The organism is Amycolatopsis echigonensis (assembly GCF_002846615.1).
GTDB classification, from domain to species: Bacteria; Actinomycetota; Actinomycetes; order Mycobacteriales; family Pseudonocardiaceae; genus Amycolatopsis; species Amycolatopsis echigonensis.
Genome location: NZ_PJMY01000003.1, coordinates 511,493 through 527,600, shown reverse-complemented (window position 1 = coordinate 527,600; position 16,108 = coordinate 511,493). Strand labels below are relative to the sequence as shown.

Annotated in this window: 14 protein-coding genes; 9 read left to right on the top strand and 5 right to left on the bottom strand. The window is 70.0% G+C overall.

What is annotated here, in order from left to right; genetic code table 11:
• The first annotated feature begins 22 nt into the window (after positions 1-22).
• The gene (locus ATK30_RS06925; RefSeq protein ID WP_101434843.1) at positions 23-874 is read left to right on the top strand and encodes a M23 family metallopeptidase; all 852 of its coding nucleotides are present in this window, start codon (positions 23-25) and stop codon (positions 872-874) included.
• A gap of 201 nt (positions 875-1,075) precedes the next feature.
• Entirely contained in the window at positions 1,076-2,188 is a 1,113-nt protein-coding gene (locus ATK30_RS06920; protein ID WP_101434842.1) for a DUF4192 domain-containing protein, read from the top strand.
• 402 nt (positions 2,189-2,590) lie between these two features.
• Here the strand turns inward: ATK30_RS06920 and galE are convergent, their stop codons facing one another.
• The 3 genes from galE to ATK30_RS06905 form a co-directional block, all read right to left on the bottom strand.
• Positions 2,591-3,571: a UDP-glucose 4-epimerase GalE gene (galE, locus tag ATK30_RS06915; RefSeq protein WP_101434841.1), complete on the bottom strand. Its 981-nt coding sequence runs from the start codon at positions 3,569-3,571 to the stop codon at positions 2,591-2,593.
• Between the two features lie 90 nt (positions 3,572-3,661).
• Positions 3,662-4,846 (bottom strand): galactokinase, encoded by a 1,185-nt coding sequence (gene galK, locus ATK30_RS06910; RefSeq protein ID WP_101434840.1) that lies wholly within the window; start codon positions 4,844-4,846, stop codon positions 3,662-3,664.
• A complete protein-coding gene (locus ATK30_RS06905) occupies positions 4,843-5,565 on the bottom strand; it encodes a metal-dependent transcriptional regulator (RefSeq protein ID WP_101434839.1) in 723 nt (240 codons plus the stop codon). Before ATK30_RS06905 ends, galK begins: the two co-directional genes overlap by 4 nt.
• Before the next feature lie 109 nt (positions 5,566-5,674).
• Here ATK30_RS06905 and ATK30_RS06900 point away from each other — a divergent pair, with 109 nt between their 5' ends.
• From ATK30_RS06900 to ATK30_RS06890, 3 genes are all read left to right on the top strand, one after another.
• On the top strand, positions 5,675-6,514 hold the full coding sequence (locus tag ATK30_RS06900) for a sulfurtransferase (RefSeq protein ID WP_101434838.1): 840 nt from the start codon (positions 5,675-5,677) through the stop codon (positions 6,512-6,514).
• Positions 6,515-6,644: 130 nt separating this feature from the next.
• Positions 6,645-7,817, top strand: coding sequence for an acetoin utilization protein AcuC (locus ATK30_RS06895; protein WP_101434837.1), 1,173 nt, complete (start codon positions 6,645-6,647; stop codon positions 7,815-7,817).
• Positions 7,818-8,173: 356 nt separating this feature from the next.
• Positions 8,174-10,939: a bifunctional acetate--CoA ligase family protein/GNAT family N-acetyltransferase gene (locus ATK30_RS06890; protein ID WP_101434836.1), complete on the top strand. Its 2,766-nt coding sequence runs from the start codon at positions 8,174-8,176 to the stop codon at positions 10,937-10,939.
• Here the strand turns inward: ATK30_RS06890 and ATK30_RS06885 are convergent.
• Positions 10,923-11,951, bottom strand: coding sequence for an acyl-CoA dehydrogenase family protein (locus ATK30_RS06885; protein ID WP_101434835.1), 1,029 nt, complete (start codon positions 11,949-11,951; stop codon positions 10,923-10,925). The two genes, ATK30_RS06890 and ATK30_RS06885, sit on opposite strands and share 17 nt — an antisense overlap.
• Positions 11,952-11,962: 11 nt before the next feature.
• On the bottom strand, positions 11,963-13,126 hold the full coding sequence (locus ATK30_RS06880) for an acyl-CoA dehydrogenase family protein (RefSeq protein ID WP_101434834.1): 1,164 nt from the start codon (positions 13,124-13,126) through the stop codon (positions 11,963-11,965).
• A gap of 103 nt (positions 13,127-13,229) precedes the next feature.
• Between ATK30_RS06880 and ATK30_RS06875 the strand changes: the two genes are divergently transcribed.
• The 4 genes from ATK30_RS06875 to ATK30_RS06860 all read left to right on the top strand — a co-directional run bounded on the left by ATK30_RS06875 (position 13,230) and on the right by ATK30_RS06860 (position 16,108).
• Positions 13,230-13,415: a ferredoxin gene (locus ATK30_RS06875; RefSeq protein WP_101434833.1), complete on the top strand. Its 186-nt coding sequence runs from the start codon at positions 13,230-13,232 to the stop codon at positions 13,413-13,415.
• Positions 13,416-13,539: 124 nt separating this feature from the next.
• Positions 13,540-14,421, top strand: a complete 882-nt coding sequence (locus ATK30_RS06870) for a 3-oxoacyl-ACP reductase (RefSeq protein ID WP_101434832.1) — start codon at positions 13,540-13,542, stop codon at positions 14,419-14,421.
• 13 nt (positions 14,422-14,434) lie between these two features.
• On the top strand, positions 14,435-15,199 hold the full coding sequence (locus ATK30_RS06865; protein WP_101434831.1) for a glucose 1-dehydrogenase: 765 nt from the start codon (positions 14,435-14,437) through the stop codon (positions 15,197-15,199).
• A 117-nt stretch (positions 15,200-15,316) separates the two neighbouring features.
• A complete protein-coding gene (locus tag ATK30_RS06860) occupies positions 15,317-16,108 on the top strand; it encodes an MlaE family ABC transporter permease (protein WP_101434830.1) in 792 nt (263 codons plus the stop codon).

The following is a 16,108-nucleotide window of genomic DNA, read 5'->3' as shown; positions in this document are numbered from 1 at the left end:
CCCCCATCAGGAGGTACGCCCCATGTCCAGATTGAGACGGTTCGCGGCGGTCGCGGCTGCGGTGGCCTTGCCCGCGTGCGGCCTGACGCTCGCCGCCCAGTCGACGGCGTCCGCGGCCCCCAACTTCCAGGTGCCATTCAAGTGCGGCGTGACGGTCACCGCGGCGACCTTCAGCGGCCACAACCCGCCCAACTCGGTCGACTTCCAGAAGTCCGGCATCACCGGCATGCCGGTGCTCGCCTCCGCGCCCGGAACGGTCACGCGCGTCGCGAACGAGGGCAGCACCAGCTACGGCCGCTGGATCGAACTGGACCACGGCGGCGGCTGGCGGACCCGGTACGCGCACCTTTCCGAGCAGGAAGTCTCGGTGGGTCAGAGCGTCGGGCAGGGCAAGGAGATCGGCAAGGCGGGCGCGACCGGCGGGGTGACCGGGCCGCATCTGCATTTCGAAGAAAATTTGAACGGCGTGACGCAAAAGGCCGTGCTGAACGGCGTCGCGGTGCCGTATTACGGCAAGAAGGACTTCACGAGCAAGAACGGCTGCGGAGGCAACCCGTACTCGGCGACGGAGGTGTGCGGGTCGGGCTTTTCGGTGATCGACCAGCAGGCGCTGGGGACGGCGGGCACCGCGTACCTGCTGTACAACTCGTCCTCCAAAGAGAACTGCGTGACGACCCTGAAGGCGGTTTCCCTCGGGACGGCCAGCCCGGTTTCGGCGTTCCTGGAGGTTCAGGGGTCGACCAGGGCGACGGATTCGGGGAACTTCACCTACTACGCCGGGCCGGTGAAGAAGAACGCCGGGTCCACGTGCGTCAAGTGGGGCGGTTCGGTCGGCTCGTCCTCGTACACGAGCCCGTTCGAACACTGCGGCTGAGCGATTTCTGACGATGCTGCCGGAGCCTTGCCTGCTCCGGCAGCATTCTGTCTATTGTGGATGTTCGTGTTGATGCACACGCCACCGACAATTTCCATCGGCGCTTCCCGCTCGTGACGCGGTTGTCCACAACTGCCTGCCGTCGTCCACAGATTTGCCGTGCTGGCCCCGATTCGCGGATTCGCGGCGCACAGTGGAGGCGTGACCACCTCGACGCCGCCCGGCATCTCCCGGGCCACCCTCAGCAACCCGGCCGACCTCATCGCCTCGCTCCCGTACCTGCTCGGTTTCCGTCCCGACGATTCCCTCGTGCTGCTGGGTCATCGCGTACCCGGCACCACGATCGGCCTGATGCTGCGCGCCGACCTTCCGCCGCGAGAACTCCAAGCACAGCAAGCAGATGCGCTGATCCCGCGCTTCGCCGACCACGAGCACAACGGCGTCACCGCCGTCCTCGTCGGCGGTTCAGCGGACGAAAACGGTCCACCCCACCGGGAATTCGCAGCCGAGCTGGAGCGTGGCCTGGCGCGGCACAACCTCCGCCTGTTCCATGCTTTGTGGACCGCCGAGATCGAACCCGGTGCACCATGGTCGTGCTACCGGGATCCGGACTGCCGAGGCGTTCTGCCCGATCCGCAGGAAACCGTCATCGCCGCCGCGACCACGGAGGCGGGCTTCGTGGTCTTCCGCAGCCGCGAAGAGCTGGCTGCCGTTCTTGAACCCCGGTCGCCGGAAGCGATCGCCCGCCGGGCTGACTTGCTGGCGTCCTGTCCGGAACCGTTGTGCAGCCCTGGCATGTCGCACAGCGACGTCCTGGACGCGGCGGTTGGCGAACTCCGCGACGCATTCCTTCGCCAGCGCCGAGGTGCGGGCCCGCCCGACGACGACCAAGCTGTGCGCCTCGCCCACGCGTTGACGTTCAACCCCGTCCGCGATGCCTGCCTGGCTCTCGCGGTCCCGCCGCACACGTCGCTGACCCGCGAGGCGGAAGAGGTGTGGCTGACGCTGGTCCGCGAACTACCGCCACCGCACCGTGCCGAGGCCGCGCTGCATCTCGGCTACACCGCCTTGATGCGTGGGGAAGGCGCGCTCGCCGGGATGGCCCTGGCGAACGCCGTGGAAGCCGATCCCGCTCATGTGGTGGCTCAGTTGCTGCAGGCCGCGTGGAACATCGGCACGGACCCGGCGAAACTGACCGGTCTCGCCGACTTGAGCACCGCGGTGGATCTTGGCTTGTCTCCGCCGCCGGAACCGGGGAGCGGTGGGGAGGCGGGTCCGGGGCAAAGATCTGGGCCGCCGCGGGGGATGAGATGACCGTTTCCGACGAGACTTCCGGTCCGGAATGCCGTGGGGGAGGCTGGGTTTCCTGGTCGGGAGACGGGGCGTGGGCCTGAGTCGAGGTTGACCCGGTTCATCACCACGGTGACAGGACGTGGTTCCTGGGCGGAGCCCTGTACGGCTTTCCTGGATACCGGCTGGTGTTCCGGCGCAGGGGAGTGGCCGGGTGCGAGCCGCGCCGTCCCGTTGCTGACGTGCCCGAGTCGAATCCTGCGCTGCTGAGTCCTCAGTGGACTTTCGGTGTCCTGCTGCGGGCGCGTCTGAACGATGCGCTCGCCGCAACGACGCGGAGGGCGGGGATCCACTCGAATCCCCGCCCTCCGCACCGGAATGCTGTGCGCGAACCGGACCCGGGCGGTGCCCGGTCCGGAACTGCCGTCAGGAACGGCGCGACTGGGTGAACTGCCAGGCGTCCGACACGATCCCGTCGAGGTCGGTCAGCTTGGGCGTCCAGCCGAGTTCGCCGTTGGCCTTGTCGCTCGACGCGACCAGCACCGACGGGTCGCCGGCGCGGCGCGGGGCCACCACGGCGGGAATCGCGTGCCCGGTGACCCGGCGGCAGGATTCCACGACCTCGAGCACCGAGAACCCGGTGCCGCTGCCGAGGTTGTAGATGCGGTGTTCGCCCGCGGCGGCGTGGCGCAGGGCGAGGAGGTGGGCGTCGGCGAGGTCGACCACGTGGATGTAGTCGCGGACGGCCGTTTTGTCCGGCGTCGGGTAGTCGTCGCCGTAGATGGAGATGTGTTCGCGGTCGCCGGTCGCGACCTGGAGGACGAGGGGGATGAGATGGGTTTCGGTGGTGTGCCGTTCGCCGAACGCGCCGTAGGCGCCGGCCACGTTGAAGTACCGCAGGCTGACCGCGGCGAGGCCGTGGGCACGGGCGAAGCTGGTGATCGCGTGGTCGATGGCGAGCTTCGACGCGCCGTAGGTGTTGGTCGGCTGCGTCGGGGCCGTTTCCGGGATCGGCGACACCTCGGGCTCGCCGTAGGTCGCCGCGGTGGAGGAGAACACCAGGCGCGGCGTGCCGTGCTTCTTCATCGCCTCCAGCAGCCGCAGCGAGGTCACCACGTTGCCTTCCCAGTACTTCGCCGGGTCGGTCATCGACTCGCCCACCAGCGACTTAGCGGCGAAGTGCAGCACGCCGTCGAAACCTTCGCCGAGCAGGTCCGCGGCGACCTCGGCCGCGTCGCCCTCGACGAAGCGCGCCTGCGGGTGCACCGCGTCCGCGTGCCCGGTCGACAGGTCGTCCACCACGGTGACCTGGTGACCGGCTTCGATGAGGCGGGCCGCGCACACGCTGCCCACGTACCCCGCGCCGCCCGTCACGATGAGTTTCAGGGGGCTCTGCTGGTCCGTCACGTCAAGGCCTTTCTGCTGAGGGGTGGCGACTGTGCGGCACAGTCTCCCCTTGGTGCGACGCGACGGACCCTCCGGGGGTTGCTCCGGAAATCAGGCCTCGTCGCGGCCCGCGCCGCGCGACGGCACCGCCGTGAACATCCGCGGACGGCGGAACCCGGCCTGCTCACAGGCGGTTTCGACCGCGGTGCGAACTCCGTCCAGATCCTCGTCGCGGACCAGTGCGATCGCCGAGCCGCCGAACCCGCCGCCGGTCATCCGCGCTCCCAGCGCGCCGGCCGAGCGGGCCGAGTCGACCGCGAGGTCCAGCTCGGGCGTCGAGATGCGGTAGTCGTCGCGCATGCTCACGTGCGACGCGTCGAGGTGCGGCCCGATTTCGGCGAGCTTCTTCTCGCGCAGCAACGCGACCACGTCGAGCACCCGCTGGTTCTCGGTGACCACGTGGCGCACCAGCGGAACCAGATCTTCGGGCAGCTGCGCCAGGGCGTCGTCGAGGCCGTCGAGCGTGACGTCGCGCAGCGCCTTCACGCCGAGCAGTTCCGCCGCGCGCTCGGTGCCGCGCCGCCGCGCGCCGTAGCCGCCGTCGGTGTGGGAATGCTTGGTGCGGGTGTCCATGATGAGCACCCGGAGCCCGGCCTCGGCGAGCGGGAACGGCACCTGCTCCATCTCGCCCGAGCGGACGTCGAGGAACAGCACCCGCGAGTCCTCGCAGCACAGCGACGCCGTCTGGTCGAGCAGCCCGGTGGGCGCGCCGACGTAGTCGTTTTCCGACCGCTGCACCCAGCGCGCGATCTCCGGACGCGTGGGAGTGGTCGCTCCGCCGTCTTCGAGTTCGACCCCGGCCACGCCCAGCAAAGCCAGCGAAACCGCGCATTCCAGCGCGTGAGAGGAGGAAAGCCCCGCCCCGGACGGCACGTCGCCCGCGACGACCACGTCGGCGCCGCCCGCGTAACCCTGGTCGCGCAGCACCCACGCCACCCCGGCGGGATACGCGGCCCATCCGTCGACCGAACCCGGTTCGAGCGCGGCGATGTCGTGCGGCCCGGAGTGCTGCAGCTGCCCGTCGTCGCCGAGAGTGGCGACCTGGAGCTTGCCGTCCTCGCGCGGGGACGCGGCCGCGGCCAGCCGGTGCGGAAGCGCGAAGGGCAGCACGAACCCGTCGTTGTAGTCGGTGTGCTCGCCGATCAGGTTCACCCGGCCCGGCGCGGACCACACGCCTGCCGGGGCCCGCCCGTGGACTTCGCGGAACGCGCGCGCCGCGTCGGTCGCCGGGCTCACTTGGCGAGCGCCAGCACAGCGTGCAGCGCCGCGGTGGACACCTGCGCCGTGGTTTCGGTGCCCTTGACCTCGACGGTGGCGCTGCCGCCCGCCGCCTTGCCGACCGTGACGAACCCGCCGGGCACGATCCCGACCGTCCGCAGTTCGGTGAGCAGCGACTCGTCGAGCTGCACGTGTTCGGCGATGCGGCGGATCTCCACCTCGCCGCCGCCGGTGCGGGCGAACTCGTCGAGGCGCACCAGGCCGTCCTCGGCGCGCGGCGCGGGATCGCCGTCGCCGAGCTTGTCGAGCCCGGGGATGGGGTTGCCGTACGGCGACGTGGTCGGGTGGTCGAGCAGCTTCACCAGCTTGCGCTCGACGGCCTCGCTCATCACGTGCTCCCAGCGGCACGCCTCGTTGTGCACGTGCTCCCACTCGAGGCCGATGACGTCGACGAGGAGGCGCTCGGCGAGCCGGTGCTTGCGCATGACCGCGACGGCGAGGTCGTGGCCGTGGTCGGTGAGCTGCAGATGCCGGTCGTCGGCGACGACGACCAGCCCGTCGCGCTCCATCCTGGCCACGGTCTGGCTCACGGTGGGCCCGCTCTGCTGCAGGCGCTCGGCGATCCGGGCCCGCAGCGGAACGACCCCTTCCTCTTCGAGCTCGTAGATGGTACGCAGGTACATCTCGGTGGTGTCGATGAGATCGTTCACGCTGTCCCCTTCGTCCGCGTAGCTCATCGTAGTCGCTGGCCCCGACAGCGACGGCTCGCCTCGGCGTAACGGCCCGGCCGCGGCGAAAAGTCCTGTCCTGGTGCGCGAACCGCGTCCGGACCTGCAGGATGGGGCCATGCGACCGTTGATCTCGCCCGCTGAGCTCGCCGCGCTGACCGGCCGCGAGCGTCCCGTCGTGCTGGACGTCCGCTGGCGGCTCGGCGGACCGCCGGGAGCGGAGTCCTACCAGGAGGGACACCTGCCCGGCGCGGTGTTCGTCGACCTCGACACGGCGCTGGCCGCGCCGCCCGGGGAGGGCGGCCGCCACCCGCTGCCCGACCCGGCGGTGCTGCAGCGCGAGCTGCGGAGAGCCGGGGTCCGGGCCGGGCGTCCGGTGGTCGTGTACGACGATGCTGACGGTTCGGTCGCCGCGCGTGCCTGGTGGCTGTTGCGCTGGGCCGGGCATCCGGAGGTCGCGGTGCTCGACGGCGGTTACGCAGCGTGGCTGGCCGAGGGCCGGGAAGTGACGGCCAAGACGCCGTCGCCGGAGCCGGGCGACATCGAGGTCCGGCCGGGAGCCATGCCGGTCCTGTCGGCCGACGACGCGGCGGCGCTCGCACGCGAGGGTGTGCTGTTCGACGCGCGGGCGCACGTCCGCTACACCGGCGAGACCGAGCCGGTCGACCCGCGGGCCGGGCACATCCCGGGTGCGGTCAGCGCGCCGTCGTCCGAGCACGCGGGAGCGGACGGGCGCTGGAAGTCGCCGTCTGAGCTCGCCGAGCGGTTCGCGTCGCTGGGCTTGACGGACGGGGTTCCGGTCGGCGCCTACTGCGGTTCGGGCGTCACGGCGTCCTCGGTGGTGCTCGCGCTGGAGGTCGCCGGGCATCCGGAACCCGCCGCGCTGTACGCGGGGTCGTGGTCGCACTGGTCGCGCGATCCGGAACGCCCCGCGGCCACCGGTCCCGAACGCGGCTGACTCCGTCGGAGCTTTCGGCGCTGTGCACCGACTTCTCGTCCGGAAGGTTCCGGGTGAGAGGCGGCGTGGCTGAGTTCCGCCCCGCCGCGGAACCCGGCTGGGGACGCGGCGGGGAAGTACAGTGCGATGCATGTCGTCGCCTGCGGTTGTCTGGGATCCGTCGCTGCTGAAGTACGACCTGGGCGGGCAGCATCCGTTCAACCCCGTCCGGCTCGACCTCACCGTGCGGCTCGCCACTGAGCTGGGCGTGCTCGACGGCGTCGATCTGCTCGTGCCCACCGCGGCAGGCGACGAGGAACTGCTGCGCGTCCACGTGCCGGAGTACCTGGCCGCCGTGCGGGAGGCGCCGAACGTCGGATGGGACGTCGGGCACGGGCTCGGCACCGACGACAACCCCGTCTTCCCCGATATGCATGACGCGACCGCACTGGTCGTCGGCTCGACGCTGCTCGCCGCGCGCAAGATCGCCGACGGCGAGGTGCGCCGGGCAGTCAACATCGCGGGCGGGCTGCACCACGCGATGCGCGATCACGCGTCCGGGTTCTGCATCTACAACGACTGTGCGATCGCTATCTCGTGGCTGCTCGACCACGGTTTCGACCGCATCGCGTACGTCGACACTGACGTGCACCACGGCGACGGCGTCCAAGCCGCGTTCTACGACGACCCGCGCGTCCTCACCGTCTCGATGCACCAGCATCCGTTCACGCTCTGGCCCGGCACCGGCTACTCCGCCGAGATCGGCAAGGGGAAAGCGGCCGGTTCCGCGGTGAACATCCCGCTGCCGCCGCACACGCGGGACCCCGGGTGGCTGCGGGCGTTCGACGCGGTGGTTCCGGCTGTGCTGCAAGAGTTCCAGCCGCAGCTGCTCGTCACCCAGTGCGGGGTCGACTCGCACGAGGAAGACCCGATGGCCGACATGTCCCTGTCGGTCGACGGACACCGCACCATCTACTCCACGCTGCGCGACCTGGCCGAACGCTATGCGAACGGCCGCTGGCTCGCCGTCGGCGGCGGGGGATACCAGCTGATCCGCGTCGTGCCGCGCTCGTGGACGCACCTGATGGCGACCGTGCTGGACCGCGACGTCCCGCCGGAAACGCCGCTGCCGCCCGGCTGGGTCTCGACGGTCCAAGGCGCGGCCCCGGCCGCAGACCTCCCCGCCGCGATGACCGACGGCAAGGACACCGCCTTCAAACGGTGGGGCGACGACGCGGACGACCCGGTGGACATCGCGATCCGCGACACCCGCCGCGCGATCTTCCCGCTGCACGGCCTCGACCCGGACGATCCGAGGGACTGACCATGCCCGACCAGCCACGCCGTCCCGGCACCGGCGACCCCGGCCCGGACGACCCCGCTCCCGACACCCGCCCGATCGGCGGTTCCAGTGGACCTGCCGCGCCCGACGCGGGCGGTGTTTCCGCTCGTGACGCTCGGGCGATGGGCGGTTCTGGCGGGGCCAACGCGTCCGACCCTGGCCCGGGCAACCCCGCTTCTGACAACCGCACGACCCGTGGGTCTGGCGGATCTGGAGCGCAGAATCCTGCCCGCCACGCTGAGGGAGGACCTGGTGCGGCAGGAACACCGGCGACCGGCAGTGCTGCCGCCGGGTCGCCGGGCTCCGCTGCCGAGAGCGACTTGCGGGGCGAAACTGCGGTGAGCGGAAAGCCTGGTGCGTCCGGCCAGTCTGCCGAAGCCGCGAACCCCACCGCGGAAGGCAAGAACCCCGAACACCGCAGCACGGACGGGAAGCGCGATCCCTACGACTACCCGCGCGATTGGGAAGCCGACGTCGTCCTCTCCGACGGTGGCACTGTCCACTTGCGACCCGTCGTCCCGAGCGACGCCGACGGGCTCGTAGCCCTGCACAGCAGGCTTTCCGACCGCACCAGGTACTTCCGCTACTTCGGTGCCTACCCGCGCATCCCGCCGCGGGATCTGGAGCGGTTTTCCACTGTGGACCACCACGATCGGGTCGCGTTTGTGGCCTTGCTGGGGGACGACGTGGTCGCGGTGGGGCGCTACGAGAGGCTCGATCACGGGCCTTCGGCGGAGGTCGCGTTCGTCGTCGACGACAAGCATCAGGGGCGCGGGCTCGGGTCGATCCTGCTGGAGCATCTGGCCGCGGCCGCGTCGGAGTGCGGGTTGCGGCGGTTCGTGGCCGAGGTGTTGAGCGAGAACGCGACGATGGTGCGCGTGTTCCGCGACGCCGGTTACCAGGTCAGCCGCGCGATCGAGGAAGGCGTGCTGCATCTCGAGTTCGACATCGACCCCACCGAGGAGTCGCTTGCGGTCGCGCGGTCTCGGGAACAAGCCGCGGAAGCGCGGAGTGTGCACAATCTGCTCCATCCCGACACGGTGGCGGTGATCGGGGCGAGCGCGGATCCCACCAAGGTCGGGCATGTCGCGTTCGCGAACCTGCTCGCCGCCGATTTCGCGGGGGCGGTGTATCCGGTCAATCCGGAGCATCGGTCGGTGCGCGGGGTGCGGGCTTATCCGTCCGTGCTGGATATTCCGGATCCGGTCGATCTGGCGTTGGTGGCGGTTCCGGCGGAGGCCGTCGAATCGGTGTTGGACGCTTGTTTGGCTAAGGGCGTCAAGACATTGGTGATCGTGTCCGGTGGGTTCGCGGAGTCGGGGCCGCTCGGGTTGCACGCGGAGTTGCGGCTGGTCGGCGAGGCGCGGGCGCACGGGATGCGCGTGGTCGGGCCGAACGCGTTGGGGGTGCTGAACACCGCCAAGGACGTCCGGCTCAACGCGACGCTCGCGCCGCGGTTGCCGAAGCGCGGGCGGACCGGGTTCTTCTGCCAGTCGGGGGCGCTCGGGACGGCGATTCTGGCGGACGCGGGGTCGCGCGGGCTGGGTTTGTCGACGTTCGTGTCGGCGGGCAACCGGGCGGATGTGTCCGGCAACGACTTGCTGCAGTATTGGGAAACCGACCCGGACACCGACCTGGTGCTGCTGTATCTGGAGTCGTTCGGCAACCCGCGCAAGTTCGCGCGGCTGGCGCGCAGGCTGGCGCGGTCGAAGCCGATCGTGGCGGTGAAGTCGGGGCGGCACGCGGTGCGGCCGCAGCTCGCGGCGACGTCGGCGGAGGTCGACGAGGCCAGTGTGCAGGCGCTGTTCGAGCAGGCCGGGGTCGTCCGGGTCGAGTCGCTGGCGCAGTTGTTCGACACCGCACTCGTGTTCGCGCACCAGCCGCTGCCGGCGGGGCCGCGCATCGGGATCGTCGGGAACTCCAGTGCGATCGGGCTGCTGGCGGCCGATACGGCCCGCTCGGAGGGGTTGCGGCTGGCGTTCGATCCGGTCGACATCGGGCCGCAGGCCGGGCCGGACGAGTTCGCGACGGCGGTGCGGGAGGCGTTGGATTCGCCGGACACTGACGCGTTGATAGCGGTTTTCGCGCCGCCGGTGGCGATTCCTGGCACCGCGTACGCGCGAGCGTTGCGCGAAGCGGTGTCGGAGATGAAGCAGTCGAAGCCGATCGTCTCGACGTTCCTCGCTGCTGAAGGCGTGCCGGACGAGCTGGCGGTGCTTTCCGACGACGGGGTGCCGACGCGTGGGTCGATTCCGTCGTACTCGAGCCCGGAGCGAGCGGTGAACGCGTTGGCGCGCGTAGTGCGGTACGCCGCGTGGCGGCAGCGGCCACAGGGAACGTTGGTGCGGCCCAGCGGTCTCCACGTCGAACAGGCGCAGGAGATCGTGCGCGAGTTGCTGCCGGAGGACGGCAGTTCGACGCTGCTGTCCGACGACGACGTGGTGCGGTTGCTCAGCTGTTACGGCGTGGACGTAGTGCCATTCCGGGTGGCTTCCAGCGAAGACGCGGCCGTCGGTGCGGCGGCTGAGCTTGGCTACCCCGTCACGCTCAAAGCGGTGGACGAGCGGTTGCGCGGACGGCCGGATCTCGCGGGCGTACGGCTTGACCTGACGTCTGAAGACTCCGTACGCGTCGCGTACCGGGATCTGTGCGCGGTATCCGGTGACGAAGACGTATACGTGCAGCAGATGGCGCCGAAGGGGCTGTCGTGCGTGATCGGGCTGCAAGACGACCCGTCGTTCGGCACGCTCGTGTCGTTCGGGCTGTCCGGGTTGGTCAGCACGCTGCTCGGCGACCGCGCGTACCGGGCGGTGCCGTTGACGGACGTCGACGCGGCGACGCTAATCCGAGAGCCGCGTACGTCGCCGTTGCTGACGGGGTATCGCGGTGACGAGCCTGCGGACCTCGCGGCGTTGCAGGACATGGTGTTGCGCGTCGCGGCGCTCGCGGAGGACAACCCTGAGGTGCGGTCGTTGGCCTTGGATCCGATACTCGCGTCGCCGGACGGGGCATTCGTTGCCAACGCACGGTTGGTGGTGGGCGCACCGCCGACGCGGCCGGATACCGGACCGCGTCGGCTGCGGCACATCACGCCGTTGGACTGACCACGAGCTCGCCGAGGCCCAACAGTTGCTCCGTCGCGCCGCCGCTGGTGAACTCCAGGCGTTTCGCGGCGGCGAAGTAGCGGTGCACGGGGTGTTCGACATCGATGCCGACGCCGCCGTGCAGGTGCACCGCGGTGTGCGCGACACGGTGTCCGGCTTCGGCGGCCCAGAACTTCGCGGTAGCAACGTCTGCGGCTGCGTCGAGGCCTTCGGAGAGCTTCCAGGCTGCCTGCCACAGCGTCAGCCTTACGGCTTCGACGTCGATGTACGCGTCGGCGAGGCGGTGTCGCACGGCCTGGAAGCTGCCTAGCACCTTGTCGAACTGCTTGCGCTCGCGCGTGTACGCAGCCGTCAGCTCAAGCGCGCGTTCTAAGACGCCCAACTGTTGTGCACAAGCGCCGAGCGTGCCGCGAAGGCGCAGCTGCTCGCCGACATCGCCGAGAGCGACTCCGGGAGTGTTGGACAGCGTGACGAGCCCGGCGTCCGCGTGATCGGTCGTGGACTGCGCTTCGATAGAGACCCCAACGGCGTCCTTCTCGACGATGTACACGCCGTCGTTGGCTTCGACGAGCAAGGCATCCGCGTAGGCCGCGAAGGGGACCGCGGTCTGCGTACCCGTGAGGCGCCCATCTGAAGCGACGAAAAACCCACCCAAAGCGACAGCGAGCACGGCTTTACCGCGCGAAACCGGCAACAGCCATCGCTCAGCCAGCAATGGGTCCGTGAGCACCGAGCCAGCCTGGACGACCGACGACAGATAGGGGACCGGCGCGACCGCGCGGCCGATCTCGATCAGGACAGAACACTGTTCCAGCAAACCGAAACCGCCGCCGCCGACCGTCGCGGGCAGGGCTGCGTCGAGGACGCCGGAGCGGGCCAAAACAGTCCACAGTGGAGCGTCGAAGCCGCCGGATCCGTGCGGGCCCAGCGATTCCGCGGTGACCTGGTCGGCGAGGATGCGCCGGGCCAGGGCGGAGAGGTCGTTTTGTGCTTCGGTGAGGGAGAAGTCCACCGGGAGAACTCCTAACGCGTCACGGGCTGGCCGAGGGCGGTGGCGGCGACGATGTCGCGCTGCACCTCGTTGGTGCCGCCGCCGAAAGTGAGGATCAACGCCGAACGGTGCAGCCGTTCCAGCCGTCCCGCGAGCACCGCGCCGGGGGAGCCGTCGCGCACGACCGCGGCCGCGCCGACCACTTCCATCAGCAGCCGGTACGCCTCGATCGCCATCTCGGTGCCGTACACCTTGGTCGCCGACGCCTCCGCCGGACCGAGTTCGCTGGCCGCCGCGGCCCAGGCGATCTTCCAGTTGCGCAGCTTCAAGTACTCCGCGCAGGCGTGCACGCGCGCGAGGTGCGTCCGGACCCATTCGCGGTCGGTCAGCGACTCCGCGCGGGCCCATTCCACGACGTCGGCCAGGGCTTTCCGCACGGGCGCGGCCGAGGTCAGCGCGACGCGTTCGTGGTTGAGCTGGTTGGTGATCAGCGGCCAGCCCGCATTCTCCTCGGCGACCCGCGACGCGACCGGCACGCGGACGTCGTCGTAGTAGGTCGCGCTGGTCCCGGGGCCGGCGACGGTGTGCACCTTCGTCCAGGAGAAGCCCGGCGCGGAGGTCGGCACGATCAGGATCGACAGGCCCTTGTGCTTGCGCGCCTCCGGATCGGTGCGCGCGGCGAGCCACACGTAATCGGCGTACTCGATCAGGCTGGTCCACATTTTCTGCCCGTTGACCACGTACTCGTCGCCGTCGCGGGTCGCCCGCGTGCGCAGCGAGGCGAGGTCCGTGCCCGCGCCCGGCTCGGAGTAGCCGATCGAGAAATGCAGCTCGCCCGCGGCGATCTTCGGCAGGTAGAACGCCTTCTGCTCCGGGGTGCCGAACCGCATGATCGTCGGCCCGATCGTGTTCACCGTCAGAAACGGCACCGGCACCCCGGCGACCGCCGCCTCGTCGGTGAAGATCAGCTGGTCGAGCATGCTCCGGTCCTGGCCGCCGTACTCGCGCGGCCAGCCGAGCGCGAGCCAGCCGTCCTTGCCGAGCTGCCGCACGATTTCCTTGTACGCCAAGCCGTCACCGTACTCGCCGCCGGGCGCGGCGAGGCTTTCCCGCCGCGCGGGCGTCATCAGCTCGGCGAAGTACTCCCGCAGCTCGGCGGCCAGCGCCCGCTGCCGCGGCGTGTAGTCGATCCGCACCCGTCACCTCCACCCCGCCGGTCTCGTTGTGGTGTCGTACCGGGCCCCGGCGGTAAGCTAGAACCTGTTCTAGTTGTACCAGGAGTGGCGGACGGGAGGAAGCATGGAGGTCAGTGTCGACCGGTCGCTGTGCGAGGCGAACGCGGTCTGCGTGGGGTTCGCGCCGGAGGTCTTCGATCTCGACGACGACGAGAACCTGGTCATCGGACCGGTTCCGGACAGTGAAGTAGAACGTGTTTCGCAAGCGGTCCAGAGCTGCCCGAAGAACGCCCTGTTCACGACCGGTTAATCGGGGCTTGCTCAATACGAGAACAGATTCTAGTCTGTGCTGCGTCAGGCAGGCTTCGACGAGGAGGCTCGCGGGTGGAACCGTCGACGCGGAACACGAACGACGACCGGGCAGGTGCGGTTCGATGACGCTCGAGGGCAAGGTCGCTGTCGTCACCGGGGCAGGAGCGGGGCTCGGCCGGGCCGAGGCGCTCGCGCTGGCCCGCGAAGGCGCGTCCGTCGTGGTCAACGACATCGGCGAGGCGAAGGACGTCGTCGCCGAGATCGAAAAGCACGGCGGCAAAGCGCTCGCCGTCGCCGGCGACGTCTCGGCGGCCGAAACCGCGAAGGAACTGCTGTCCGCCGCGGTGGACCACTTCGGCAGCCTCGACATCGTCGTGAACAACGCGGGAGTGCTCCGCGACCGGATGCTGTTCTCGATGTCCGACGAGGACTGGGACAAGGTCATCGCGGTGCACCTGCGCGGGCATTTCCTGCTGTCCCGCAACGCCGCCGCGTACTGGCGCGATCGCTCCAAAATGGAGGGACGGCCGGTGTACGGCAGGCTGGTGAACACCGCTTCCGAGGCGTTCCTGGTCGGTTCTCCCGGTCAGCCCAACTACTCGGCGGCCAAGGCGGGGATCGCGGCGCTCACCGTGTCCGCGGCGCGCGGGCTGGCGAAATACGGCGTGCGCGCCAACACGATCTGCCCGCGTGCCCGCACCGCGATGACCGCGGATGTCTTCGGCGAAGCACCCAAGGACGGGCTCGATCCGTTGTCAGTCGAACACGTTGCTCCGTTTGTCGCATTCCTCGCTTCGCCGGACGCGGACGCCGTCAACGGCCAGGTTTTCGTCGTGCACGGCGGCATGGTCGCCTTGCTGAAGCCGCCGTCGGTGGAGGAGCGGTTCGACGCCGCGAACGGCGCCTGGACCACCGGCGAACTCGCCGCGACCGTCGGCGCGCACTTCGCCGGTCGGGACCCGGAGCGGATGTTCGCCGCGACCGATCTGCTTTCGCTGCCCTGAACCCGGAGGACGCATGACTGAGCACCGGCTTTCCGGCAAGGTCGCCCTCATCACCGGCGCTGCCCGAGGACAGGGCGCGGCCGCCGCGCGGGCGTTCGTCGCCCAAGGCGCGAAAGTGGTGATCGCCGACGTTCTGGACGAGGAGGGCAAAGAGCTCGCCGCCGAACTCGGCGCGTCGGCGGTGTTCTGCCATCTCGACGTGAGCGACGAGGACGGCTGGACCGCGGCGGTCGAGCGCACGGTGACCGAATTCGGGCCGCCGACGGTGCTGGTCAACAACGCCGGGGTGCTGTACTTTTCGGAGCTCGCGAAGACGCCGCTGGCCGAATACGAACGCGTCGTGCGGATCAACCAGATCGGGGCGTTTCTCGGCATGCGCTCGGTCGTTGAACCCATGGCCGGGGCCGGCGGCGGCTCCATCGTCAACGTGTCCTCTGTGGAGGGTCTGGCCGGGATGCCGTTCCTCGTCGCCTACACGGCGACCAAATTCGCGATCCGCGGGATGACCAAGGTCGCCGCGCTGGAACTGGGCGCGCGCGGGATCCGGGTCAACTCGGTGCACCCGGGCATGATCGACACGAAGATGGTGTCCGACGCGGCGGGCGCGGACGTGGACGTGTCCTGGGTGGGCAAGAAGGTCGCGCTCGGCCGGGTCGGCCGCGCCGACGAGATCGCGCCGCTGCTCGTGTTCCTCGGCAGCGACGAGAGTTCGTACTGCACGGGCGGCGAGTTCGTCGCCGACGGCGGGGCTACCGCGACCCACGCGTTGAAACTGTGAACGGTGCTGGTGCGCCTAAGGTGACGACTGGGGGCCGAAGGGACGGGAGTGAACACCGCTAACCGAAATCGGCGGGCGGGGATGGGCAAGACTCGGGGGTGACTACTGGGAGGTGCGGTGGGCGGAAGCGGCTCGGTCACTCTCCCGGGCACCGCGGCGCTGACCCAGGTCGGCCGGCTCGCCACGCTGTCCTGGGAGGTCCTGCGGGCGATCTTCAAACGCCCGTTCCAATTCCGCGAATGGATCCAGCAGTGCTGGTTCTTCGCGAGCGTGACCATCCTGCCGACGGCCTTGGTCGCGATCCCGTTCGGCGCCGTCATCGCGCTGCAGCTCGGATCGCTGACCACGCAGATCGGCGCGCAGTCGTTCACCGGCGCGGCCAGCGCGCTCGCGATCGTGCAGCAGGCGAGCCCGCTGATCACCGCGCTGCTGGTGGCCGGGGCCGGAGGAAGCGCGGTCTGCGCCGATATCGGCGCGCGCAAGATCCGCGAGGAAATCGACGCGATGGAAGTGCTCGGCGTCAACCCGGTGCAGCGCATCGTGGTGCCGAGGGTGCTCGCCGCGATCGTGGTGGCGGTGCTGCTCAACGGCCTGGTCAGCGTGGTCGGCGTGCTCGGCGGCTACTTCTTCAACGTCGTCCTGCAAGGCGGGACGCCCGGCGCGTACCTGGCCAGCTTCAACGCGCTCGCGCAGGTGCCGGACCTCTGGATCAGCGAGATCAAGGCGTTCCTGTACGGCTTCGTCGCGGGCGTGGTCGCCGCGTTCCGCGGGCTGAACCCGGCGGGCGGCCCGAAGGGCGTCGGCGACGCGGTGAACCAGGCGGTGGTGATCACCTTCCTGCTGCTGTTCCTCATCAACGTCGTGCTGACCGCCGTGTACCTCAAAGTCGTGCCCCCGAAGGCGTTGTGA